This is a genomic window from Brevibacterium sp. OS20, from assembly GCF_056837565.1.
In genome coordinates this window covers 318,816-343,497 of the sequence record NZ_CM166367.1, presented here as the reverse complement: position 1 = coordinate 343,497, position 24,682 = coordinate 318,816, and the positions used below count along the sequence as shown (strand labels likewise).

The 24,682-nt window shown below is 63.9% G+C and carries 19 protein-coding genes; 5 read left to right on the top strand and 14 right to left on the bottom strand.

All coding sequences use genetic code 11. From position 1 onward, the window contains the following. Nucleotides 1-197: 197 nt before the first annotated feature. Nucleotides 198-611, top strand: coding sequence for an NAD(+)--rifampin ADP-ribosyltransferase (arr, locus tag ACVZTU_RS01540; protein ID WP_482401205.1), 414 nt, complete (start codon nt 198-200; stop codon nt 609-611). Nucleotides 612-683: 72 nt separating this feature from the next. On the opposite strand, the gene ACVZTU_RS01535 is transcribed toward arr, so the two are convergent. The 12 genes from ACVZTU_RS01535 to ACVZTU_RS01480 all read right to left on the bottom strand — a co-directional run bounded on the left by ACVZTU_RS01535 (nt 684) and on the right by ACVZTU_RS01480 (nt 13,861). After that, the gene (locus tag ACVZTU_RS01535) at nt 684-1,154 is read right to left on the bottom strand and encodes a carboxymuconolactone decarboxylase family protein (protein WP_482401204.1); all 471 of its coding nucleotides are present in this window, start codon (nt 1,152-1,154) and stop codon (nt 684-686) included. Nucleotides 1,155-1,162: 8 nt separating this feature from the next. Next, a complete protein-coding gene (locus ACVZTU_RS01530; RefSeq protein WP_482401203.1) occupies nt 1,163-1,537 on the bottom strand; it encodes a GNAT family N-acetyltransferase in 375 nt (124 codons plus the stop codon). A gap of 12 nt (nt 1,538-1,549) precedes the next feature. After that, the gene (locus ACVZTU_RS01525) at nt 1,550-2,593 is read right to left on the bottom strand and encodes a pirin family protein (protein ID WP_482401202.1); all 1,044 of its coding nucleotides are present in this window, start codon (nt 2,591-2,593) and stop codon (nt 1,550-1,552) included. 89 nt (nt 2,594-2,682) lie between these two features. Further along, on the bottom strand, nt 2,683-3,144 hold the full coding sequence (locus ACVZTU_RS01520) for a MarR family winged helix-turn-helix transcriptional regulator (protein WP_482401201.1): 462 nt from the start codon (nt 3,142-3,144) through the stop codon (nt 2,683-2,685). 310 nt (nt 3,145-3,454) lie between these two features. Next, nucleotides 3,455-4,057 carry a TetR/AcrR family transcriptional regulator gene (locus tag ACVZTU_RS01515; RefSeq protein WP_482401200.1) on the bottom strand — a complete coding sequence of 201 codons (603 nt, stop codon included), beginning with the start codon at nt 4,055-4,057 and terminating at the stop codon, nt 3,455-3,457. Beyond that, a complete protein-coding gene (locus ACVZTU_RS01510; protein WP_482401199.1) occupies nt 4,057-5,652 on the bottom strand; it encodes an AMP-binding protein in 1,596 nt (531 codons plus the stop codon). Before ACVZTU_RS01510 ends, ACVZTU_RS01515 begins: the two co-directional genes overlap by 1 nt. A gap of 28 nt (nt 5,653-5,680) precedes the next feature. Continuing rightward, nucleotides 5,681-6,835, bottom strand: a complete 1,155-nt coding sequence (locus ACVZTU_RS01505) for an acyl-CoA dehydrogenase family protein (RefSeq protein ID WP_482401198.1) — start codon at nt 6,833-6,835, stop codon at nt 5,681-5,683. Nucleotides 6,836-6,839: 4 nt separating this feature from the next. After that, a complete protein-coding gene (locus tag ACVZTU_RS01500; protein WP_482401197.1) occupies nt 6,840-8,618 on the bottom strand; it encodes an acyclic terpene utilization AtuA family protein in 1,779 nt (592 codons plus the stop codon). Continuing rightward, nucleotides 8,615-9,460 (bottom strand): TIGR03084 family metal-binding protein, encoded by an 846-nt coding sequence (locus ACVZTU_RS01495; RefSeq protein ID WP_482401196.1) that lies wholly within the window; start codon nt 9,458-9,460, stop codon nt 8,615-8,617. Before ACVZTU_RS01495 ends, ACVZTU_RS01500 begins: the two co-directional genes overlap by 4 nt. Continuing rightward, nucleotides 9,457-10,251 carry an enoyl-CoA hydratase/isomerase family protein gene (locus tag ACVZTU_RS01490; RefSeq protein WP_482401195.1) on the bottom strand — a complete coding sequence of 265 codons (795 nt, stop codon included), beginning with the start codon at nt 10,249-10,251 and terminating at the stop codon, nt 9,457-9,459. Before ACVZTU_RS01490 ends, ACVZTU_RS01495 begins: the two co-directional genes overlap by 4 nt. Continuing rightward, entirely contained in the window at nt 10,248-12,254 is a 2,007-nt protein-coding gene (locus ACVZTU_RS01485; protein WP_482401194.1) for an acetyl/propionyl/methylcrotonyl-CoA carboxylase subunit alpha, read from the bottom strand. The genes ACVZTU_RS01490 and ACVZTU_RS01485 overlap by 4 nt, the downstream gene beginning before the upstream one ends. An 8-nt stretch (nt 12,255-12,262) precedes the next feature. After that, complete coding sequence (locus tag ACVZTU_RS01480) at nt 12,263-13,861, bottom strand: acyl-CoA carboxylase subunit beta (protein WP_482401193.1); 1,599 nt, start codon at nt 13,859-13,861, stop codon at nt 12,263-12,265. Nucleotides 13,862-14,033: 172 nt separating this feature from the next. Between ACVZTU_RS01480 and ACVZTU_RS01475 the strand changes: the two genes are divergently transcribed. Beyond that, a complete protein-coding gene (locus tag ACVZTU_RS01475; protein WP_482401192.1) occupies nt 14,034-15,695 on the top strand; it encodes an AMP-binding protein in 1,662 nt (553 codons plus the stop codon). A gap of 10 nt (nt 15,696-15,705) precedes the next feature. On the opposite strand, the gene ACVZTU_RS01470 is transcribed toward ACVZTU_RS01475, so the two are convergent. Next, nucleotides 15,706-18,042 carry an MMPL family transporter gene (locus ACVZTU_RS01470; protein WP_482401191.1) on the bottom strand — a complete coding sequence of 779 codons (2,337 nt, stop codon included), beginning with the start codon at nt 18,040-18,042 and terminating at the stop codon, nt 15,706-15,708. Between the two features lie 9 nt (nt 18,043-18,051). Next, entirely contained in the window at nt 18,052-19,203 is a 1,152-nt protein-coding gene (locus ACVZTU_RS01465; protein ID WP_482401190.1) for a PucR family transcriptional regulator, read from the bottom strand. A 176-nt stretch (nt 19,204-19,379) separates the two neighbouring features. Here ACVZTU_RS01465 and ACVZTU_RS01460 point away from each other — a divergent pair, with 176 nt between their 5' ends. The 3 genes from ACVZTU_RS01460 (at nt 19,380) to ACVZTU_RS01450 (ending at nt 24,522) form a co-directional block, all read left to right on the top strand. After that, nucleotides 19,380-21,467 carry a hydantoinase/oxoprolinase family protein gene (locus ACVZTU_RS01460; RefSeq protein ID WP_482401189.1) on the top strand — a complete coding sequence of 696 codons (2,088 nt, stop codon included), beginning with the start codon at nt 19,380-19,382 and terminating at the stop codon, nt 21,465-21,467. Nucleotides 21,468-21,477: 10 nt separating this feature from the next. Further along, on the top strand, nt 21,478-23,451 hold the full coding sequence (locus ACVZTU_RS01455; protein ID WP_482401188.1) for a hydantoinase B/oxoprolinase family protein: 1,974 nt from the start codon (nt 21,478-21,480) through the stop codon (nt 23,449-23,451). 150 nt (nt 23,452-23,601) lie between these two features. Then, nucleotides 23,602-24,522 (top strand): carbon-nitrogen hydrolase family protein, encoded by a 921-nt coding sequence (locus tag ACVZTU_RS01450; protein ID WP_482401187.1) that lies wholly within the window; start codon nt 23,602-23,604, stop codon nt 24,520-24,522. The last annotated feature ends 160 nt before the right edge of the window (nt 24,523-24,682 follow it).

Below are 24,682 nucleotides of genomic sequence, written 5' to 3'. Positions count from 1 at the left end.
GCCGGAATCGTTCGCACGGGCATCGTTCGCTCAGGAGAGTATGGCCGAGGTCGTCACATTCCGGGACGAAAGTCTCACTACCCGGAAAGCGACTCTGCTTCGATCCACGCCGCAGCGCTCCGCATCAACCGCTCAAGGCCCATTCTAGTCGCCGAATCCGAGGCCGATTCGCAGTCTTCGAGCGTATATTCGACGCCATGGCTGACGCACTCGATGAAGGACCCTTCTTCCACGGCACCCGTGCCGAACTCGCACCCGGCGACCTGCTGACCGCAGGCTTCGCTTCGAACTACCGACCCGAAGTGACGATGAATCACATCTACTTCACGGCCCTGCCCGACGGTGCAGGATTGGCCGCCGAGGTGGCCGCCCTCAACGGCGGACAGCCGCACGTCTACGAGGTTGAACCCCTCGGTGACTACGACGACGACCCGAACGTCACGGACAAGAAGTTCCCCGGCAACCCCACCCGTTCCTTTCGCAGCACCGAATCCCTGCGCATCGTCCGCGAGGTCACCGACTGGAAGCGCCTGAGCGAGCAGGACCTGCAGATGTGGCGCGAGAGGCTGGCGGCCATCCGCGAGGACGATGACAAAGAGATCATCAACTGACACCGCCGAGGCGGCACATCCCACTGCGCCTGCGAGGAGTCAACCTCGCTTCGCTCCGAAGGCCGCCTGGGCTCAGTCCTGCTTGGCTCCGAACACCGGGTGATCGCTGGCGATCGAGATGCGGTTGAACGCGTTGATGAGGATCGTCGACCATTCGATCGCAGAGATCTGCTCGGTCGTCAGGAATTGCGCCACCTCAGCGGCGATCGCATCGCGATCCTCCGTCTTGTCCAGCACGGTCAACGACTCGGCCAGGGTCAGCGCCGCGAACTCCTGATCAGTGAAGATCTCGGCCTCATGCCAACTCGGCAGCACATCGAGCTTGAGCTGGGAGACACCGGCCTTCCTTGCCGCCGGGGCATGGATGCTCAGGCAGGTGCGGCAGCCATTGATCTGCGAGACCCGCGTGTTCACGAGCTCGATGAGCGCGTCATCAAGACCCGCTTCGCGCGACGCCTTCCGCGAACTCGCGGCCGCCTGGGCCATCGCCTTGTAGTTCTCGGGGTGGATCTTGTCGATGAATGGTCGACTTGCGTTGCTCATACCCTCACTCACGCCTGTCGCTTGACGATGTCGATATCGGCGCCGGTGGCATTGCGGAACTTACCGCCTTGAGCCGCATAGTCATCGCCGGTTTCCTGCAGCTTCTTGACGAAGAGCGGGCAGACGGGCACGACGGTCACTCCGCGTTCGCGTGAGTCCTCGAGTGCCTCGGCGACGAGGATCTTCGATAACCCACGACCGCCGAACTGCTCGTCGACGACGGTGTGATGGAAGATGCGCTCGGTCTCCGCGTCGGGTCCGGGCAGGAAGAACGCGTGCCCAGCGACGGTCCCATCGGCTACGGCGATGTCATAGGACTGGCCGTCCTCGTTGAAGGTCACGGTCACCTCGGCGCCGGTCTTGTCTTCGAATGTCTTCGACATGGTTAACGCTCCTTATTTCTGGACCTGCGGGGGCGGATTCCTCCGCGCTTTGATCGTGACGTCGGGCATCCTCGGTGCGGGGAGCCTGCCCATGCCATCGGCGTTCTGACCAGGACCGCCCTTGCCGACGTAGCCGTCGACGGCGCCGAAGCGATCGCCTTCGGCCTGCCATTCCTCGCGGTACCGGGCGATCTCCTCGTGGGTGCGGCCGAGGAAATTCCACCACATGACGATCTCTTCGCCGAAGGGTTCACCGCCGATGAGGATGAGCCGGCCGGGTTCGTCGCTGCGATTGGCGATGCGCAGCTCCTCGACGCCGATGCCCGTATAGCCGATCGCCGCGACCGGCAGATCGACGTTCTCCAGCGCAATATCACCGGAATCGACGAGAAGGCCGTGCTCGAACCGCGGATCTACGGGCAGGTCGATGGTTGCGCCCGGATCGAGGCGTATCTCGACGCCGACCAGCGGGGTGTGCGTGTGCACCGGTGAGGAACCTTCGCCGAGGCGGCCGAGGAAGACGAGCATCTCCCCTCCGTCTAGCGACACCGGCTCGGGTTCGAAATGCTCGAATTCGCGTTCGGGCTGGTGTCGGGTGGCATCGGGCAGAGCCAGCCACAGTTGGACGCCGTGCAGGGTCGTCGTGTCGTCGGTCGAGACTTCGGAGTGGCAGATGCCGGCGCCTGCGGTCATGAGGTTGACTTCGCCGGGCAGGACGAGGCCCGCGTTTCCGCCGGAATCGATGTGTTGGATGGCGCCCTGGAACAACCAGCTGACGGTCTGCAATCCGGTGTGCGGGTGGGGTGCGACGTCCATTCCGCCGGTGACGGAGACGTCCGCCGGGCCGTAGTGGTCGACGAAGCACCACGGGCCGATGAGAGAACGCTGGCGCTGCGGGAGGGTCCGCCGCACGGTCATCGCGCGGGGCCCACCCAGCGGCACGTCGCGGGAGGTGATGATCTCGACTGGGGAACGTCCCTGCTGGTCGCAGGAGGGCCCGGGTAGTCCCCCGGCCTTGCAGACTACCTGCTCGGGACGGGTCTCAACGTTGCTCATGGCCACATCGTAGCCCTCTTCCCAGTGGGCGGGGAGTGGTGTAGCACCTCCTTGGAGCGCGGCCCCGGTCTGCGGAGCCGTCCTCTGCCCTACTCGACCGGGCAGACCTTCGAGACGAGTTCGAAGATCTCGTCGGCCTCGGCATCGGTGAGCCCCGCAAAACCGGCGAGGATGATCTCCGCATTCGTCGCGGCCGCCTCGTCGCAGAGCCGGATTCCCTCCTCGGTGAGGGCGACGAACACGCCGCGATGGTCCTCCGGGTCGGGCTCCTGTCTCACGAGCCCTCGCTCCTCGAGCTTGCCGAGCAGCCGACTGAGCGCACTGCGGCTGATCACCAGGCTGCGCAGCAGGTCACGGTGGCGCACCTGAGACTCAGGTCGGGCATTGATGAGCACGTCGAACTCATTGACGGTCAGTTTGTGCCGGGTCCGGAACTCGTGTTCGAACCTCGTCATGAAGTCCTGGTACTTCTCCATCATCAGACGCCAGGCAGCGATCTTGATCGGACCGTTCTGCCTGATCATGCTGCTCACCGGAGTCGTCGCGTCCATCGGTCCGCCTTCGCTAGTCGATGTGTCCTGCCACACTTTTGTTGCATAGTCAACAAAACCGTAGTTCAATGGTATACCCGGCCCCGTTTCGGGGACTCGTCGACCACCCCTCGAAGTCAATATCCGGTACATCCCCAACGTACCCCCGGCTGCAGAGATCGAACAGAGTCGCCCCACGACTCCGATCTCACTCCGGGGGTATCGTATTGCCTCGCACGCTTCCCTGCCGTCGTTTCGACCTCGCCAGCATGACCTGTTGTCGCGACTGTCTACCCGACGTCGCATCCGATGTCGGAGACGATCGGCGGATTCACGAGTTGAGGGCGGCAATGGCAGCACGCCGCAGGACGTCTCGAAGCTGCTCCTCCGCTAAACCGACATTGTGGAAGAGCGTCGACTGGATCGCACCGATCGAGCAGTGCACCAGGGTTCGCGCGCTGGAGTCGTCCAGAGTCCGCCGCTGCTCCTGCAGAAGTTGGACCCACCCTTCCAGATAGATCCGCTGCTTGCGGCGCAGACGTCGGCGGTCAGAGTCGGGCAAATTATGGACCTCGTGGTGGTACACCAGGGCCACGGCGCGATCACCCACGACGAAATCGATCTGCCCGTCGATGAGTCCTGCGAACGCGTCTGCCGGCTCCTGCCCGGAGTCCAGGATCTCCTTCTGATCGACCAGCAGCGAATCGATCACACGTTCAAAGACCTCGACGAGGATCGCGGACTTGCTTTCGAAGTGTCGGTAGACCCCGGAGCCGACGATCCCCGCCTCCGCACCGATCTCTGCCATCGAGACGTCGTGAAAGCCGTTCTCCGCGATGAGTGAGACCGAGGCGCGGATGATCTTCTCCTTTCGCCCCGGGTCTCGAGTGCGACCCGACCGAGTCACACGCAGATCATCGGTCTCGGTCGCCATCATTCTCCCGCATAGTGCCCTTCGAATTCGTGCCTGACAAGATGCTTCTGAATCTTACCCGTCGAAGTCTTGGGAAGGTGTTCGACGATGATCACGGACTTCGGCGCCTTGTACGGATCGATGACCGTCTTGACGGAAGCGATGAGAGCATCGGGATCGATCCGCTCACCTTCCATCGGGACCACGAAAGCAGTGATCGCCTCTGTCCAGTGTGCGTGAGGCAAGCCGACGACGACCACTTCGGCAACGGACGAATCGACTTCGAGGATCGCCTTCTCCACCTCGATCGACGCGACATTCTCTCCACCGGTCTTGATGACGTCCTTCTTCCGATCCGTGAACCACAGAAGTCCGTCGTCATCGAAGTGTCCGATGTCCCCGGAGTGGAACCATCCGTGTTCGAATGCCGCCTTCGTCGCTTCGGGATTGTCGAGGTACCCGGACATCGTATGGGGTCCCCGATAGACGATCTCGCCGCTCTGCCCCGGCTGCAGGAGCGTTCCGCTCTCATCCATGATGGCCACCTGAACATTGGCCACGGGCGTGCCCGCCGCACCGTTGTGGGACAGTTGGTGCTCCGGCCTGAACAGGGTGGCGGTGGGGCTCATCTCCGTCTGACCGAAGAGCAGGTAGAAATCGCAGTCGAAGACCTCGATGCAGCGTTCCAGCTGATTCTGCGGCATGGGCGCCATAGCGTACAGCGCCCGCCGCAGGCTCGAGAGATCGGTGCCGGTGATGCGCGGATGCTCCAGGAGCTGTCGGAACATCATCGGCAGGGCGAACAGCTGAGTGATCCCCCGGTCCTCGATGATCGAGAGCAGCTCGTCGGCGTCGAATCCGCGCATGATGTGGATCGCTGCTCCGACCATCAGTGCCGGGGTGCAGTGGCAGTTGAGCTGCGCGGTGTGGAACATCGGCATGATGGCAAGGAACTCATCGGTGTCGTCGAAACGGGCCTCGAGCGCCATCGACAGCGATTCGAGATAGATCGACGTGTGGCTGCCCATCACGCCCTTCGGCGCCGAGGTGGTCCCGCTTGTGTAGAGATAGGACAGGGAATCTCGATCGTCGACGAAGACCATCGGTTCGTCCTCGCAGTCGGACGCGAAGTCCGCGAACGAGACGGACGCCCTCCCCTCGATACCCTGCCCGAGCCCGGCCTCCGGCTGGGTACCGGGAGCGATGACGACATCGGAGACAGACTCGGCGCCCTCCACCGCGTCGCGCATGGCATCGACGAGTTGGGATTCGATGACGATGCCACGGGCAGAGGAATGGGTGAGCACGTGTTCGATCTCGGGCGAACGCCACCCCAGATTGATCGGTACGCACACGACCCCGATCTTCCCGCAGGCGTAGTAGGTTGCGAGGAACTCCGCGCTGTTGCCGGCCGCCAAGGCCAAGGAGTCGCCTCGGGCGTATCCGCGCGACAGCAGACCGTTGGCGACACGGTTCACCCAGAGGTTGAACTCCGTATAGGTGAACGTGCGGTCGCCGTCGACCACGGCGGTCCTGGCCGGGTAGCGCGCAGCCGAGCGCGTGAGGCTGTCGCCCACATTCACCCGGTGGATGAGGTTGTTCTCGAGCTCTGACATCATCGTCATCCTTCGTCGTCGTGTTCGGTCAATACGAGCGGGGCAGGCCCAGCGAGTGCTGAGCGACATGGTTGAGAATCATATCGCGATTGATCGGAGCGATCCGCAGCAGTCGTGCCAGCGCCCAATAGGGAAGGAGTCCGTATTCGGTCGCGAGCCCATTGCCGCCGTGGATCTGGATCGCGGCATCCGTCGCAGCCAGGCCGGCTTCCGCCGCAGCGTACTTCGCCATGTTCGAGGCTTCCCCGGCCGGCAGATCGTGGTCGTGCAGCCACGCTGCCTTCGAGGTCATCAGGCCGGCCAGCTCGACCTCGATCTTCGCCTGCGCAAGAGCGTGGGAGACACCTTGATGCGCACCGATCGGCACGTCCCAGACACGGCGCTCACGGGCATAGTCCGACGCACGCTCGAGCGCGAGCCGACCGACTCCGACACAGATCGCTGCTCCGGTGATCCGTTCGGGGTTGAGCCCGTGGAACACCTGCTTGAGCCCCTTTCCGATCTCGCCCACGAGGCTGCCCTGCCCGACCGACACCTCGTCGAAGAACAGGGTGAACTGCTTCTCGGGCAGTGCCACCGACACCGGGAGACGGTGGCGGACGAGACCAGGAGCGTCGGTCTCGACGATGAAGAGCGAGAGCTCGCCGCTGCCGGTCGCGTCGTTAGTACCAGTGCGCGCGACGACGAGCACCGCGTCGGCCTCATCGACACCGGAGATGAAGTGCTTCGTCCCCGACAGCGTCCATCCGCCCTCGACCTCACGAGCCGTCGTCGCGATGCGATGGGAGTTCGTTCCCGCATCGGGCTCGGTGATGGCGAAGACGACCTTCTTCGAGCCGTCGGCCATCCCGGGAAGCCACTTCTCCTTCTGCTCCTGCGTCCCGAAATTCGCAATCACCTCTCCCGAGATCGCGCTCGAGACGAGGAGCAGAAGCTGCGGAACTCCGGCCGCAGCGGATTCCTCACACACGATCGCCAGTTCGGTCAGTCCGGCCCCGCCGCCTCCGTATTCCTCCGGCATGTTGATGCCGATGAACCCATGGTCGCCCAGGGCCTTCCACGCCTCGGTCGTCGGCTCGCCGGCTTCCGCCCGCTGGACGTAGTAGCTCTTGTCGAAGTCTCTGCAGACGGCGCGAATCGCCTCCCGCAGTGCCTCATGATCGTCGTTGGGAGCAAAATCCATGGGCTCATTCTCCTCTGTTCAGAAGTGATTTCGGGATGTCGGCAAAGCGCGAACGGACGTATTCTCCGAGGGCTTTGGCTTGGGGGTCAGGACGTGTCGACGACGCAACTCCGTCGCCCAGCAGTCCTGTGACGACGAAGTTGACGGCGTACAGGTTCGGCAGCTCGTACAAGGCCACCGGAAGGTCGCCGATCTCGGGGACAACCGACCGGAAACGCTCGATCGTCATCCACTCGCGCAGCCACGAGTAGGCATGCGCGTCCCGCGTCCAGAGTCCGACGTTGACGTTTCCGCCCTTGTCGCCCGATCGGGCTCCGCAGATGAGCCCGAGTGCCGCGCGTTCGGTCGGGCCCTCGGGAACTGGAGGCAGCTGAACGTCGGGGACCTGGGTATCACGCTGCTCCTCGGAGGATGCCCTGATCGGTGCGATCGTGCGGACCTGCCCGTCAGGCAGCGTGACGGTGTGTTCGACCTCCGCTGCCGGCACCAGGGTGGGCCAATACACTCCGAATGACGAGGCGTCCGATGGAGGAGTGAGCGTGTGGAAGCCCGCATAGCCGCCCAGGTAGAGGCCCGTGGCCGCATTGGAGAACCGGCGTCCCACCTTCTCTTTGTCGGCGCTCTTGACCGTGACCGTCAGATGGGCGCCTGCGAGCTGTTCGGTCTCGGCGTCGGTACGATCGAATCGGGCCAACTGCACGTCGACGTCGTCGAACTGATCGCGTCCGCCCAGCTCCGCGAAAAGCTGCTCCTGAGCCCAGGCCGCCTTCTCCTCGATCGACTGCCCGGTCACCACCATGGTCACCGAGTTCCGGTATCCTCCTCGGCGATTGAGCGCCACCTTGAGCGAATCGGTCGGTGCCTCCCCGCGGATTCCTTCGATACGGACCCGATCAGGGGCTTCCTGAGACAGTCGGGCGGTGTCGAAGCGCGCGATGACATCGGGATTGAGGTAGCCGGGTGGACCGATCTCGTACAGCAGTTGGGCGGTGACCGTGCCGACCGTCACCGTTCCGCCCGTGCCCTCGTGTTTCGTGATCACCGACGAACCGTCCCCGGCTACCTCGGCGATGGGATATCCCGGCTGACGCCGGTCCTCGAGTTCGTCGAGCCAGGGATAGTTTCCGCCGCAGGCCTGCGGTCCGCATTCGATGACATGACCTGCCGCCACGGCTCCGGCGAGTGCATCGAAATCCGTGCGTTCCCATCCGTGCCACCAGGCCGCGGTGCCGACGACGAGGGAGGCATCGGTGACGCGCGGACACACGACGATGTCGGCTCCCGCTCCCAGTGCCTCGGTGATGCCCCACCCGCCCAGGTACGCATTGGCCGTGACGGGGTCTCCGGTGGAATCGGCCAGCGGCGTCCCCGTGTCGAGGTGCGCAAGATCGATGCCCCGTGCCTGCAGCTCAGGGATGCGATCGAGGATGTCGTCACCGTCGACGTAGGCGAGTCGGGGTGAGAGGCCGAGGCGCTCCGAGAGCTGCGAGAGCTTGGTGACGAGACCTTCGGGATTGAGCCCACCCGCGTTGGCGACCACTTTGATGCCACGATCGAGGCAGGTGCCGAGGATCTCCTCCATCTGCAGGAGAAACGTCTTGGCAAAGCCGGCGTCCGGATCCTTCTGCTTGGCCTTCCACAGGATGAGCATGGTGAGTTCGGCGAGATAGTCGCCGGTGAGCACGTCGATGGGACCCTGTGTGACCATGTCCTGGGCTGCTGAGAGACGGTCACCGTAGAATCCGGCGTAGTTGCCGATGCGCACGGGTCGCTGTGCGGTCATGATTGGCCTCCGTTTCGGTGGTCGGGAGTTAAGTGCGTAGGGGCGGCGGCGAACTGGCCCGGCGCGCGTCCGGGCCCGGGAGGACCGGCGAATGCCTGCGCGATCTCCATCCATGTGGAAGCCGTCGAACCGTCGGTTTGCAGGGCAGTGTCGGCGACGTGCCGTCGTTGGGTGACGACGAGGCAGAAATCCTCGAGCGGCCCGGTCACCTTCTCCGCCGCATGCTCGGGTCCCGCGCTCCACACCGTTCCGTCATCGGCATCGAGCTCGACGCGGACGGCGGCTGCCGGCACGTCCATGCCGCGGACCGCGAAGCTGTTGGGAAGGGCGAGTGCGCCTATCCTGGCGACGTGGACGAGATTGGGCGAGGGCGAGGAGGTCACTCCCAGCGCGTCCCTGATGTCCTGACCGTGCGCCCAGGTCTCCATGATGCGTGCCGTGATCTTCGACGGCAGGCTCATCTGAGGACCGAACCACGGGACTCGCTTCTCCGGGTCGGCCGTCGCGATCGCGTCGATGAGCTTCGACGACTCCTCGCTCCACCATCGCTGCATGTCCTCACCTGTCCGAGACAGGTTCGCCGGTCCGATGAGGTCGACATAGGTCTGCAGGTCGACCATCGTGTCGCGTACGACGACGAAGCGGTCGGGCTGTGAGATCGCCAGGTGAGTGATGAAGTCGAAATGGGCGAGATGCGCGATCTGGTCGTGGATCGTCCAGTTCTCCGCCGGTGTGGGCACTGCCCAGTCAGGCTCGGCGAGACCGTCGAGGACCTCGCGCAGCCGATTCTGCTCCCGTACGAGGTCGCCGCACAGTTCTTCGACGACCTCCGTCTTGGTCATCGAGCCTGCCACATCGGTTTCCTCTTCTCCACGAACGCCTGCAGCCCCTCCTGGGCGTCCTCACTGAGATAGACATCGTGCCAGATGTCCTCGGCGGCATCGAAGGCCTCATCTCTCGTGTGATGAGCCGTCGCATAGACGGTCGCCTTGCCCGCTCGCACCGAGAGCGGAGCGTTCGCAGCGATCGTGGCCGCGAGTTCGCCGACCCGTTCCCGGAGTCGCTCGGCGGGCACCACATCATTGACGAGGCCGACCTCGTAGGCCCGTTCCGCTGCAAGGGGATCTCCGGTGACGAGCATCTCCATAGCGATCCGCGGTGGTATCAGCCATGCCAGTGGTGCCGCCCAGGGAGCCCCGCGTCCGATCTTGATCTCCGTGACGCCGAACTTGGCGTTCTCCGCCGCCACGATGAGGTCAGCGGACTGTGCGAGCAGGAATCCGCCCGCCAGAGCGAGGCCGTTGACGGCCGCAATGATCGGTTTGCTGATGTCGAGGGTGCGATTCGGCTGAGGCACGTAATCGGGCGGGGGGATGGTCAATGACGCATCGGCCATCTCCTTGAGATCTCCGCCCGCGCAGAACGCTTTCTGGCCGGCGCCCGTGAGCACGATGACGGCCACCTCGTCGTCGCCCTCGGCTGCGAGGAAGCATTCCTTGAGGCCTTCCCGAACCGCGGCGTTGAGAGCATTGCGGGCCTGGGGACGGTTGATCGTGATCCACGCTGTCCGATCGATGACCTCGTAGAGAACCTCTTCTCCAGCGGTGTTCGTCTCCTCCGCCACTGTGTTCACTCCTTTCCTTCGGCTGCGTCTTCGGCGCTCGTCTCTTCGGTGTCCCCGGCGAGGACGACGAGCGTCTGACCGTTGTCGACCGGTGATCCGGCCGCGATCGGGACTTCGGTGACGGTGCCGCCGGTGGCGGCTTTCACCGAATGCTCCATCTTCATCGCCTCGAGGACGACGAGCGTATCGCCTTCGGCCACCACATCGCCCACGGACACGTTGAGGCGGACGACCGTTCCCGGCATCGGAGCGACGAGGGAACCGGGATCGATCTGATCGCTGGCATCGGGGAAGCGCGGTGCGCGGGCGAAGGTCACGCTCCCGCGCGGCTCGGACACGATCACTGTCTCGTTCACAGAACTGATCGTGAAGCTACGACGGACACCATCGACGATGAGGGCCACTGCCTCAGCCGTCGCGTTCTCCACGGTCACGTCGAGCTCTTCTCCGTCGACGCGGAAGAGGGGGGCGCGATTCAGCCGGTATTCGACCCGGTGCTCTGTCTCTCCTCGGAGCAGAGTGCGTTCCTGCAGTCCGACAGGACTGTTGCGGAACCCCGTGGGCACAGATGTCAGTGAGCGGGCACGTGAGCGGTTGAGGGCCTGATCCGCCAGTGCTGCTGCAAGCGCAAAGCAGTTCGCGTCGCCGATGTCGCCGACCGCCTGGAGGTCCGAGATCGAGACTCGGTCCAAGAAGTGCGTGTCCATGCGGCCGGATGCGAAGTCCTGGTCCTCGAGGACGCCGACGAGCAGCGTGCGGTTGGTCGTCACGCCCGCGACCTTCGTCTGTCTCAGCGTCTTGGCCAACCGGGCCAGCGCCTCCGCACGAGTGGCACCGTGGGCGATGACTTTGGCCAGCATCGGGTCGTAGTTCGTCGATACGACGCTGCCGGCGACCACCCCGCTGTCGAGCCGGACCCCCGGCAGCATCGGAACGTCGAACTCGTCGAGGGTTCCGGCAGCGGGCAGGAACCCCTGCTCGACGTCCTCGGCATACAGGCGGGCTTCGATCGCCCAGCCGCTGATACTCGGATTCGACAGATCGCTCGGCAGCGGACGTCCGTCGGCGACATCGATCTGCAGTCGGACCAGATCGAGCCCGGTGACGAGCTCCGTCACGGGGTGTTCGACCTGCAGACGAGTGTTGACCTCGAGGAAGTAGAAGCTGCCATCGGGTGCGAGGAGGAATTCGACGGTGCCGGCACCCACATAGCTCAGTGCTTTTCCTGCCTTGACTGCCGCATCGCCCATCGCAGCGCGCAGCTCTTCGTCGACCGCCGGCGACGGCGACTCTTCGAGGATCTTCTGGTGGCGACGTTGGATGGAGCACTCGCGCTCGTTCAGATGCACGACCGTGCCCGCCTCGTCACCGAAGATCTGCATCTCGACATGTCGCGGCTCGTCGACATAGTGCTCGAGGAAGACGGTGTCATTGCCGAAGGCCGAGCCCGCCTCTCGACGGGCCGATTCGATCGCCTCGGCGAGTTCTCCGCGGTCGCGGACGACTCGCATGCCGCGCCCGCCTCCACCGAACGACGCCTTCACGAGCACCGGCCAGCCGATCTCGTCGGCGTAGGAGGCGGCCGTATCCGCGTCGGTGCCTGTGAGGTCCTTTCCCGGAAGGACCGGGACTCCCGATCGTTCCATCAGCTCACGAGCGGCGATCTTGGACCCCATCTTCGTGATCGCATCGGGGCTGGGCCCGATGAAGCGGATTCCCGCATCGGCGCATGACTGCGCGAACTCGGCGTTCTCCGAGAGGAAGCCGTAGCCGGGGTGGATGGCGTCGGCTCCGGTGAGTTCGGCGGCTGCGATGATCGCATCGGCGCGCAGGTAGGATTCGGCAGGTGTGGACCCGCCCAACGGCACCGCTTCGTCGGCATCGCTGACGAAGGGGGCGTCCCGGTCGGGATCGGAATACACTGCGACGGTGGACAGCCCCATGTCTGCAGCAGTGCGGAAGACACGAGAGGCGATCTCCGCCCGGTTGGCGACAAGAATCTTTCTGATCATTCTCTTCCTCACATCCTGAATACGCCGAAGCCGCGGGTGCCGCTGATCTTCTGCGTGTGACACATGGACAGACCGATGCCGAGCACTGTGCGGGTGTCACGGGGGTCGATGATTCCGTCGTCGTAGCACTGACCGCTCATATACAGGGCGAGCGATTCACTTTCGACCTTCTCTTCCGTCTCGGCCCGACGGCGGGCGTCGGCCTCCTCGTCGAATTCTCGTCCTGCCGCGGCGGCGGCCTGGCGCCCGACGATCGACATCACCCCGCCGAGCTGCTCTGGGCCCATGATCGCGGTCTTCGAATTCGGCCAGGTGAAGAGGAGACGAGGGTCGTAGGACCGGCCCGACATGCCGTAGTTGCCTGCGCCGTAGGACGCAGCGAGGTTGATCGTCAGATGAGGCACACGGCTGTTCGTGACCGCATTGATGAGCTTCGATCCGTCCTTGATGATGCCGTTCTGCTCGTATTCGGTGCCGACCATGAAACCCGTGGTGTTCTGCAGGAAGATCAGCGGCGTGTCGGTCTGGTTGCAGAGCATGATGAACTCAGCGCCCTTCTTCGCCTCCTGGTTGAACAGGATCCCGCGAGCGTTGGCGAGGATGCCGACCGGATAGCCGTGGATCGAAGCCCACCCGGTCACGAGAGCGGATCCGTAGAGAGGCTTGTACTCCTCGAAGCGGGAACCGTCGACGACGCGTGCCAGCACCTCCCGGGGGTCGAATGGCACCTTGAGATCGACCGATGCGATGTCGAGCAGCTCTTCGGGATCGTAGATCGGTTCGTCTGCCGCCTCCGTGGGCCCGGGGCCGAGCTTCCGCCACGACAGGTGCTCGACGATCTGACGACCGATGGCGATGCATTCGCGTTCGTCCTGAGCGAGATAGTCGGCGAGACCGGACACTCGCGCATGCATGTCGCCGCCGCCCAAGCTCTCGTCGTCCGTGTCCTCACCGGTCGCCATCTTCACCAGTGGCGGTCCGCCGAGGAACACCTTCGCCTGCTCGGCGACCATCACCGTGTAATCGCACATGCCAGGAACATAGGCGCCGCCGGCCGTCGAGTTGCCGAAGACGAGAGCGAGCGTGGGAACCCCGGAGGCCGACAGGGCCGTGAGGTCGTGGAACAGGCGTCCGGCAGGGACGAACAGCTCCGACTGCCGTTCGAGGTCTCCGCCTCCGGATTCGACGAGGTTGATGACGGGCAGGCGGTTCTCCTGCGCGATCGCCGTCGCCCGCAGCACCTTCTTCCACGTGTACGGGTTCGATGCTCCTCCCCTGACCGTGGGGTCATGGGCGATGATCATGCATTCGACACCGCTGACCACGCCGATGCCGGTGACTGCGCTGGCTCCGACCTGGTAGTCGGTGCCCCAGGCGGCGACGGTCGAAAGCTCAAGGAACGGGGCGTCCTCGTCGAGCAGCAGTTCGACACGGTCGTGCACAGGCAGCTTCCCGCGGTCGCGGTGGCGAAGAACGTACTTCTCCCCGCCTCCGGCGGCAGCTTTGCGCTGCTCCTCCTCCAAAGCCGCGATGAGAGCGAGATTGCCCTTGCGATTCTCCGCCGCGATATCGCTGTCGAAGTCGAAAGTGCTTTTCAGAACCTGCATGGTGTCCTCCTCGCCACAGTGCGCCCAGGACTGATTCCCAAATGTTTTAAGTGACTCATGATTCACATACTAGACGTGATTTACTCTCAGTCAAGGTATTGAATAGTGAATTGCAAGTCACTTATGCTGGGTGGGCGACACAGTTGTCGACTACCACACGAGGAGCACCCACATGTCTCTAGATGTCACCTCTCTCTACAACCGGCGCGCGGACCAGCGGTGGAACCGCGTCTGCACAGCTGACCTCATCGAGCGGGTCACGTGGAGCACGCCGGAGCACGACGCCATCGTCGGTCTCGATGGCGCGACTTCGTCCGACCGCTATGCACGACTGACGTACCGAGAAGCAGACGAGCTCGCCAACCGCGTCGCCCACGCCCTCCTCGGCGCAGGCCTCGATCGGGGCGGCCGGATCGCGATGTTCGTGGAGAATTCCGTCGAAGCCTATGTCTTCCGCCTCGGCGCCGCGAAGATCGGAACAGTGGTCGCACCGATCAATCCTGCGCTGCGCTCGGATGTCATCGCGCATACGCTGGGAGTGCTCGACCCCGGCTTCATCGCCGTCGACGCAGAACTCTTCGATCGGGTCTCGCCCGGCCTCGACGAAGCCGGGCTGAAGGCGGACATGACATTCGAGATCGGCGGATCGGCAGTTGCCGGCACTGTGTCGTTCGACGACTTCGTCGAGGGACAGCCCGATCGCGAGCCCTCAGGCACAGTCCACGGCGACGATATCGCCGAGATCCTGTTCACCTCGGGGACCACAGCCATGCCCAAGGGCGTCATGCTCTCTCACACGAGTGCGACATTGGCCGCGCATGGATTCGCCCTCAGCCTCACTCGAGGACTGAAGTTCGAAAGCGACCTCGTCCTGGTCACCTGCCTGCCGATGATGTACCACATCGGACACCACATCTTCGCACTTGCGACCATGGCTGTCGGGGGCACTTTCGTCATGGGGCGACGACCCGATCCCGCAGTCATCGCAGAGGCGCTGTCAGCCGAGCAAGCCACGGCCCTCTGGGGCGGCTCACCGGCGATGGTCGATACCCTCACCTCGGAGCTCGAGGAGCACGACATCTCCCTTCCGCACCTCACCTCCCTCACCTACGGCTGGGCCGCTCTGCCCCCATCCGTCCTCGACCGGCTGCGCGCGCGGGCACCACAGGTCCAACCCTTTGCGATCTTCGGACAGACGGAGTCGATCTCATGTCACCGATTCTGGCCGGACGGCGACGACGAGCTCTACCGACGGACTTCTCCCACCGAGAACTACGTCGGTTATCCGAGCCCGCTCCTCGCGTCTCGGATCGTCGATCCCCTGGGAGAGCCGATCGACGAGAACACGGATACGGTCGGAGAGGCCGTCTACCGTTCTCCGGTCATGGTTGCCGGCTACTACAAGGATGAGAACGCCACCCGGGAAGCGTTTCGGGGTGGATGGTTCAGTTCCGGAGACTCATGCCGCTATGGGGAAGGCGGCCGTCGCATCATGGTCGACCGCCTCAAGGACATCGTCAAGTCGGGTGGTGAGAATGTGTCATCCCTGCGCGTCGAATCAGTGCTCGTCCAACATCCCGCGGTCGCCCAGGCCGCCGTCGTCGGGCTGCCCGACGAGAGGTGGGGTGAAGCGGTCACCGCGGTGATCGTGCCCCGTGGTCAGGCCCCCGACCCGGCAGAGATCATCGCCTATGCCCGTGAGCATCTGGCAGGCTTCGAGACACCCAAGCACGTGATCTACCGTGACGAACTGCCGTCGACCGTCGGCGGCAAAATCCTCAAGTACAAGCTGAGGCAGGGACTGGCCGACGAATCGTCGGCAAGTCCCTCGTGAGGCTCTGCCATCAGTCCCGAGGGATGCGCTTGCGCCAGGGCCACCAGACGCTTCGGCCCAGGTCATGGACCAACGCCGGAACGACGAGCGAGCGCACGAGGATCGCGTCGAGCAGCACGCCGAAGGTGACGATGAAGGCGAGCTGGAAGAGGAACATCACCGGGATGACGGCGAGCGCGGCAAAGGTTGCCGCCAGCACGATGCCCGCCGAGGTGATCACCCCGCCCGTGGAGACGAGTCCCTTGAGCACCCCTTCCCGGGTTCCCAGGTGCAGCGATTCCTCCCGCACCCTGGACATGAGGAAGATGTTGTAGTCGATGCCGAGTGCGACGAGGAAGACGAACGCATAGAGCGGCACCGAGGGATCGGCACCGGAGAACCCGATGGCATCGTTGAACACGAGCGCGGAGACGCCCAGCGCAGTGCCGAAGGACAGCACGGTGAGCACCACGAGCAGCAGCGGGGCCAGCAGGGACCGCAGCAGCAGGATGAGGATGACCGTGATGACGACGAGGATGAGCGGGATGGCCAAGGTCCGGTCCGCCTCGGCGGTGGTGTTCGTGTCGAGGTCGACCGCGGATTCCCCGCCGACGAGGGCGTGCGCGTCGATGTCGTGCACGGCATCGCGGATCTCGGTGACCGTCGATTCGGCCTCGTCCGAATCCGCGACGGAGGTCAGGGTCGCCTCCAGCAGGACCTTGCCGTCGACCTCGGTCGGGGTCGGCTGCGACTCCCCCGGCTGCCCGGACACGCCCGAGCCGGCGGCTCCCGGGCGACCGCGCGGTTGTTCGAGCTCGCCGTCCTTGCCGATGGACAGCGTCCCGCTCGGGGAATCGTTCGCGACGACGGTCATCGATTCGACCCCGCCGAGGCGGCCGACAGCCTTCGCGGCATCGCTGAGCTCATCTTTCGCCACGACGATCTGTGCCGGGGACCCGGAGCCGCCGGGGAAGTGATCGGCCAGGATGTCCTGGCCGTCGCGAGCTTCGGAGTCGCCGAGGACGAAGTCGGACTGTGGGACTCCCTCGGCCTTGAACTGCGGGAGGGCGAGCAGCGGGATGGCGAGGATGATGACGAGCGTGACCCAGATGCGGCGCGGATGGTCGGCAACCGCCTCGGCGATGCGGGCCCAGATCCCGCGTTTGGGCTTCGCCGTTTCAGCCTGCACACGCGGAAGGAAGGGCCAGAACACGGCTCGGCCGATGATCATCAGTGCGGCGGGCAGGAAGGTCAGGGCCGCGAGCATCGCCACGACGATGCCGATCGCGGCGACGGGGCCGAGTGCACGAGTCGAGGCAAGATCGGTGAGCAGGAGGACGAGGAGTCCGGCGATGACCGTACCGCCGGAGGCCGCGATCGGTTCGAGAACTCCCTTGACGGCGCTCAGACCGGCTCTGACTCGGTCGGACTCGTGGAGGAGTGCGTCGCGGAACCGGGCGACGACGAGGAGGGAGTAGTCCGTGGTGGCGCCGACGACGAGGATGAAGAGAATGCCTTGGACCTGCCCGTTGATCAGGAGGATACCGGCATCGGCGAGATGCCAGACGATGAAGATCGAGGCGGCGAGCGCAGCGACCGAGGTGAAGAGGACGATGACGGGCAGCAGCGGTGACCGGTAGACGATGATGAGGATGACGAAGACCGCGATGAGCGCGACGAGCAGGAGGATGCCGTCGATGCCGGCGAAGGCTTCGGAGAGGTCCGCGGAGAATCCCGCCGGGCCGGTGACGTGGACGTCTGCCACGGTGGTCGGGAGATTGCTGGTCTGACCTGGGGTCATATCAGCAGCGACCGCAGTCGGGAAGACCTTGCCGATCGCGCTTCTGATGGACTCGACATCATCGGACGTCGTCGCCTGTGAGACCGGGAGGATGAGCTGGAGGGCCTCGCCGTCATCGGAGGGAATGGCCGGCGAGGGATCGGCGGCCAGCAGCTCATCATCTTCGAGCGACTTCGTCAGCTCATCGAGTCGGGACCGATCGTCGTCGGTGACTCCGTCGCTGTTCTCGAGCACGACGATCGCGGGAACATAGTCGAGGTCGCTGAACTTCTCGATCTGCTCCTGAGCGCGCGTGGACTCCGCGGATTCGGGAAGGAAGGACGAGCGGTCGTTCGTGGCGACCTCGGAGATCTTGCCGAAGTACGGTCCCCCGACACCGGAGATGCCGACCCAGGCGATGAGGAGGACGGCGCAGAGAGCCAGCAGTGCACCACGTCCGCGGACGGGACCTGTGGGGTGCGGTTTGGGCGCGGCAGCTGTGTCGGCGCCGTTTACGTCGTCACCGGCGGGACCCCCTCGGCGAGGGTCGGGGTTCGGCGGCGTCGAGGTCAGGAGGTGACGGGGCATGGTCTCAGGTTACGCGTGTTCGGCCGTATCGAGGCATTGCAGAGCGAGGACGATCTCCGCCGCGGCCCGTGGATCGGTGAGGCGTGCGCCCAATACCTTCTCGATCTGCCCGATTCGATAACGCACAGTGTTCTCGTGCACATGCAGCCGAGCGGCAGCCTCAGAAATGTTTCCGCCGCTGTCCACGTATGTGCGCAGTGTGGTGGAAGTTTCGGGCTTGGTCACTATCGGGTTGAGGAAAGCAGCGACGAGCCGACGGTCGAAACGCGAGCTCATGCGCGCCGCGGCCCATTCGATCGGGCGCATTCGGTCGACGAACGCGAACTTCGTACCTCGCACTGAGCCGAGTGCCACATTCGCCGTCTGCAGCATCTCCGGCACCTGGCTCAGTGCAGTGAAGAGACCAGATACTCCGACGCCGAGAAGACCTGGAGTATCCAGGCGGCCCTCGATATCGAAGTCCCCCGAGCACACCACGGTCTGGTCGATCGCCGATGCTCCATACCCAGATTCCCTGATGACGAGTCCGCCTCCAGGAGGCAGAGCCGGTCGCGCTGACTCGGAGTCCGCAGTGTCGAGACGAATCCGCACGGCTCGAATCGGCTCGTAGGCGACGAATCCGAAGCTCTCGAGGAGCCGCCACAGCGCCGGTTCACGTCCCGGTGAGACTCCAGCTTCCAGATCCCGCAGGACTCGGACCGATTCCTCCCGCCGATTGCTGATCGAGAACGATTCGAAGCCCTCGAAAGCCCGCAATAACTTGGACAAGACGTCGAGGATCCGCCCACCGGCTGCGCCGTCCTCTCTTTCCACCAACTCATCACCGTGCACTGCGACGACAATGATGTGGTTGCGACTGCGAAGACGAACGGCCTGAGCGTGAACGTGCCAGCGTCCGATTGTTGCTGCCTTCGGTTCGCCCCACCGTGCACTGTCAGCGTCCGTGACGACTTCATCATGTATCCACTGAGAGATGAGATGAGTCGGCGCCGAACCGACCGATCGGACGACCTCTCCGAGCTCGTTGACGACGAGTCCCGCACCTCTGCAGATTCTCGCGGCACGCAGAAGGGTCGACTCGAGGGGATCTGCGGAGTTGAGACCGCTCATCAGCTCGTCGAAGATCTGCTCTCGGGTCAGCGAATTTCGGTTCGAACACATCTGCGTCTCTCCTTGGCGTCGCCATTGCCGACACACCGGCGGGCCGGCTTCCAGCAACGATGATGAGCTTTTGTGATTTTCACAAATCCTACTGATTCTTCCTTCGTCTGCTCCATTGACCTGCTCGTTTGCGAAAGGCCAGTCTATGGAGAACACCTCAATCAAAGGAGATGACCGTGGCAGATCTACGCGTCGCAGTCGACGTCGGCGGAACGTTCACCGACATCTGCGTTTTCGACGAATCCACCCAGAAGATGAGGGTGACGAAAGTACCTTCGACTCCGGACAACCCGATGGAGGCCGTTCTCAACGGAGTGAAGCGAGCGAACATCGACCTCAGCCAGGTTGAACTCTTCTCGCACGGAACGACCGTGGCGACCAACGCGCTCATCACTCGTAGATTCCCCAAATCGGCGATGGTGACGACCAAAGGATTCCGCGATGTCATCGAGATCCGTGATGGCACGAAGGACGACCTGTGGGACGCGTACTCAGACGTCTCCGGTCCATACATTCGTCGCCGCGACCGATTCGAAGTCACAGAACGCGTCGACTACGCCGGCAATATCGTCACCGAACTCGATGAAAATGAGGCCCGGAAGCTCGGGCGACTGCTGAAGAAGCGCGGAGCGACGACCATCGCCGTCTGCTTCATCAATTCTTATGCGAACTCCGCAAATGAGATCCGGATGCGAGAGATCCTCGCCGAGGAGCTGCCCGAGGCCAGCATCTCGACGTCGGCGGAAGTGCTGCCGGAGATCTTTGAGCACAACCGATTCAACACGACGGTTGCCAATGCCGTGCTCGGACCGCTGGTGTCCGGCTACGTCGAGCAGCTCGACAGCAGCCTGGCCGACGACGGCTATGCCGGAGAACTGCTGCTGCTCCACTCCGGAGGCGGTTCGATGACATCGGAAATGGTCAAGAAATTTCCTGTCAGACTGGCGGCTTCGGGGATCGCCGCAGGAGCCATAGCCGCCCAGCACGTCGCCGAACAGTGTGGGTACGACAATGCTGTCGGACTGGACATGGGCGGCACCTCGACAGACATCTCGCTCATCGCAGATGGTGAGCTGCGGGAGACGAACGAGTGGGAAGTCGAATACGGTCACCCCATCGTCTTCCCCAGCATCGAGGTGCTCACAATCGGAGCAGGCGGAGGATCGCTGGCACACATCGACATTGCCGGCTCACTGCGAAACGGCCCTCAGTCAGCGGGTGCCGACCCAGGTCCTGTCTGCTATCGACGAGGCGGGAAGGAACCGACGAACACAGATGCGAACCTCTGGCTCAACCGGCTGGGCACCGATCTCGCTGACGGCGAGATGACTCTGGACCGCGACAGCTCTCAGGCGGCAATCAAGGAGAAGATCGCCGACCCGCTCGGGCTCGACATCGACACCGCAGCCGAATCCATCGTCAAGGTCGCTAATGCAAACATGGCCGATGCGGTCCGTCTCGTGTCCATCCGCCGAGGCCTCGATCCGCGAGATTTCGCGCTCATCGCCTTCGGCGGAGCGGGCGCCCTGCACGGAGCGGATGTGGCTCGCGAACTCAACATCCCCTCGGTCATCGTCCCGCCCAGCCCGGGAGTCACCTCGGCGCTGGGATGCCTCCTCGTCGACATTCAGCACGACCTGTCGCAGATGTTCACCGGCGTCGCGGACTCCGCTGATGCCGAATCCGTCGAACAGCACTTCCGTGAGCTCGAGCTCGAAGGTCGAGATCGGCTGCGACATGAGAAGGTCCCTGACGAAGACGCGGTCTTCGAACGCGGGATCTCGATGCGCTATCACGGCCAGTGGAGGTCGCTGCAGGTGAAGATGGGATCGGGACCGAACGCTCTGCGCGAGGCCGTCCAGCTCTTCCACGAGGAACACGAGAAACAGTACGCTTTCCGGCAGGATGACACCCCCGTCGAGATCTATCAGCTCCATCTCAAAGCGCTCGGCAGAACGCCGAAACCGACCTTCAAACCGACACCGGTCAGCAGCAAGGAACCCGGAGAGCCGATCGAGGTCCGCGATGTCTACTTCGACGGTCAGTGGCATGCGACGCCGGTCTACCAGCGCGAGAACCTGCCGTCGGGCGCGGCGTTCATCGGACCGGCGATTCTCAACCAGATCGATTCGACGACTGTCATCCCGCCGAATTCCTCGGCTGTGATCGACGAATGGTTCAACATCCGCATCGCACTGAACTCCGAGGCAGGCGAGCCGGCGCTGGCTTCCGCCTCCGAGAAAACGACACAGAACGGCCTGTGAGGAGAAACCCATGACCACAACTACGGAACAGTCGACGTCCACTCTCGACCCGGTGACCTTCGAAGTGCTGAAGAACGCCTTCGCCACCAGCGTCGACCTCATGAGCGAGCAGATCCTGCGGACCTGCTATTCGTTTGTCATCTATTCCCGCGACTTCTCGTCAGCTCTCTGCGACCGCTACGGAAACACCGTCATGCAGGGCAGTGCTGACATCGCCGTTCACGTCGGCACCCTGCATTTCCAGTGCAAGGCCGTCATGGAGGAGTTCGGTGACGACATCAACCCCGGCGACGTCTTCCTCATCAACGACCCCTACCGCGGCGGCACGCACTTCAACGATGTCAGCTTCATCCGTCCGATCTTCGCGGACGACGAGATCATCGGCTTCGCGCAGAACAAGGGGCATTGGGCCGATATCGGTGGATCCGTACCCGGCTCGTTCGATGTCTCGGCCAGTGAGCACTTCGGTGAGGGACTGCGCATCACCCCGTTGCGAGTGTGGCACAAGGGCCGGTTCCTCCACGATGTCGCGCAGCTGCTCGTATCGAACACTCGCGCTCCGGACCAGGCGCTCGGTGATCTCAACGCCCAGGCCGAAGCCACTGCTGTATGCGAACGTGAAGTGCTCCGCCTCGTCGACAAATATTCGAAGGACACGGTCCTCGACGCGATGCAGGAGACGCAGGACTATGTCTGCCGCACGGTCCTCGCCGGCCTCGGCGACCTGCCGAAGGGCGAGTGGGAGACCGTCGACTTCCTCGACGGCGACCCCGCCAAGGGTGAGGGTCTGGCTCCGATCCGGGTGAAGCTCACCCTCGACGGAACAGGCATCCACTACGACCTGACCGGCTCCGCCGAGGCGGTCTCAACCTTCCTCAACTCCGGCTATGGGACGACGTTCTCGGCGATCTACGCAGGGACGAAGACGTTCTTCCCGGAGGTACCTCTCAACTCTGGCTTCTATCAGGCGGTGACCGCGGAAATCGGGGAAGAGGGAACTGTCGTCAATGCGGGCTGGCCCCATGCGGTGACTGGGTTCTGCTCGGGGCCGTACGAGAAGGTCATGAACGCGATCTTCGAATTGTGGTCCCACATCATGCCCGAACGCGCGATGGCGTGCGCGTTCAATCTCGAGTATCTGCTCGTTGGCGGGCATGATGCCAGGTCCGAATCAAGCCCGTACTTCATGTGGTACGACTGGATGGCCGGAGGCTGGGGCGGCCGGTCGACGAAGGACGGATCGTCGGCGACGTCACCGGTGTTCGGCACCGGACTCGCAGTCCAGCCGGTCGAAGGTCAGGAGCGGCTGACCCCGGTGGTCACCACCCAGCACTCGATCAACATCGACTCAGGTGGTCCCGGCAGATTCCGCGGAGGCTGCGGAGTCAATAAGGGCGGCATCCTCGCCGATGCAACAGGTGCCGTGATGAGCTACTGCTGCGACCGCGGTCGTTCGACGACGTGGGGCATCAATGGCGGACTGCCATCGATCCCTCACGGAGTCTGGCTCAATCCTTCTTCGGAGAACCCGCGCTACTTGGGCGCCACATTCTCGAACGTAGCCATCAGCCCTGGTGACACGTTCGAACGCCCCAGCGCCGGAGGCGGAGGCTTCGGGGATCCGCTCGAGCGGAGCACAGCCGAGGTGCTCGAGGACGTCATCGACGGTTATGTCTCCATCGACCGTGCGACCAAGGACTATGGCGTGGTCGTCCGTGAGATCGATGCCGAACTCGATGAATACGAGATCGACGAGGCCGCGACAGCCAAGGAACGGGAACGGATCCGCTCCGAACGTGCATCCTGGCTGGACGCCGACCCCGCCGAGGTGGCCCGCCGTTACCGCGACGGCGAGATCACCGTCCACGACGTCATCCGCCAGTACGGCGTCGTCCTCGACTGGGGCACCGGTGAACTGCTCGAGAAGTCAACAGGACAGTTCCGCGACAGTATGCGGACTCGGTCCGCTTCGTTCTGGAGCTGATGCCCCCTACTGAAAGAGCGCCCCGCGATTCGATACAGAATCGCGGGGCGCCCGTCCGTTCGAGGCGAGCGCTCCGGCTGTTTGACCTTTACTGTCAACCGTTCGACAGTTGAGCCAGGAGATTCCATCGAGCGAAGAGGGTCGAGCATTATGCGCACAGTGGCAGTCGTCCAGGCAGGTTCCGTTCCATTCGATGCCGAAGCGTCGGTCGACAAGGCGATCGCCAGGCTGAGGGAGGCCGCCGGCAACGGGGCCGAGCTCGTCGTGTTCCCCGAAGCATTCATCGGCGGCTATCCGAAGGGCAGCACCTTCGGTGCCCCCGTCGGGATGCGCACCGAGCAAGGTCGCGCGCAGTTCCAGCGGTACTTCGACGGAGCGGTCGCCGTCGATGGCCCCGAGATGGGCAAGCTCGCCGAGGCAGCCCGCGAGGTCGGTGCCTTCGTCGTCATCGGCATCATCGAACGTTCCGGCAACACCCTCTATTGCACAGCCGTGATGGTCGACCCGGAACTCGGGGTCGTCGGCGCACACCGGAAGCTCATGCCCACCGGCACCGAGCGTGTGATCTGGGGTTTCGGGGACGGGTCGACCCTCGACACGATGGACACACCTTTCGGCCGAGTGGGCAGTGTCATCTGCTGGGAGAACTACATGCCGCTGCTGCGCCAGGCGATGTATGCCAAGGGAGTCGAACTCTACTGCGCGCCGACCGTCGATGACCGTCCGACGTGGACGGCGACGATGACGCATATCGCCTTAGAGGGCCGCACTCACGTGCTCTCGGCATGCCAGTTCATCACAAAGAGCGAATTCCCCGACGACCATCCCTTCGACGAAGAACTGCCCTACGGTGAGACCGCCATCCGCGGCGGCAGCGTCATCATCGCACCTACCGGCCAGGTGCTGGCCGGACCGGTCTACGAGGAGGAGACGATCCTCTACGCCGACATCGACCTCGGTGCCAAAACCCGTTCGCACCTCGACTTCGACTCGGTCGGCCACTACTCCCGGCCGGACGTCTTCGAGCTGCGAGTCGACACCCGTGCGAAAGGTTCCGTGTCGTTCGAGTGATGCGGCGCGGGCGGCCAATCACGTCGGCCGCCCGCGCCGCTCGACTCCGCGCCTGCCAGCCCGAGCTTCTGGCCGCATCACCTTTTGGACAGATCATCGGTTCGCAACCTGATGACCTGCGCAAAAGGTGATGACAGCCTGCACCTAACGTGATGTCGAC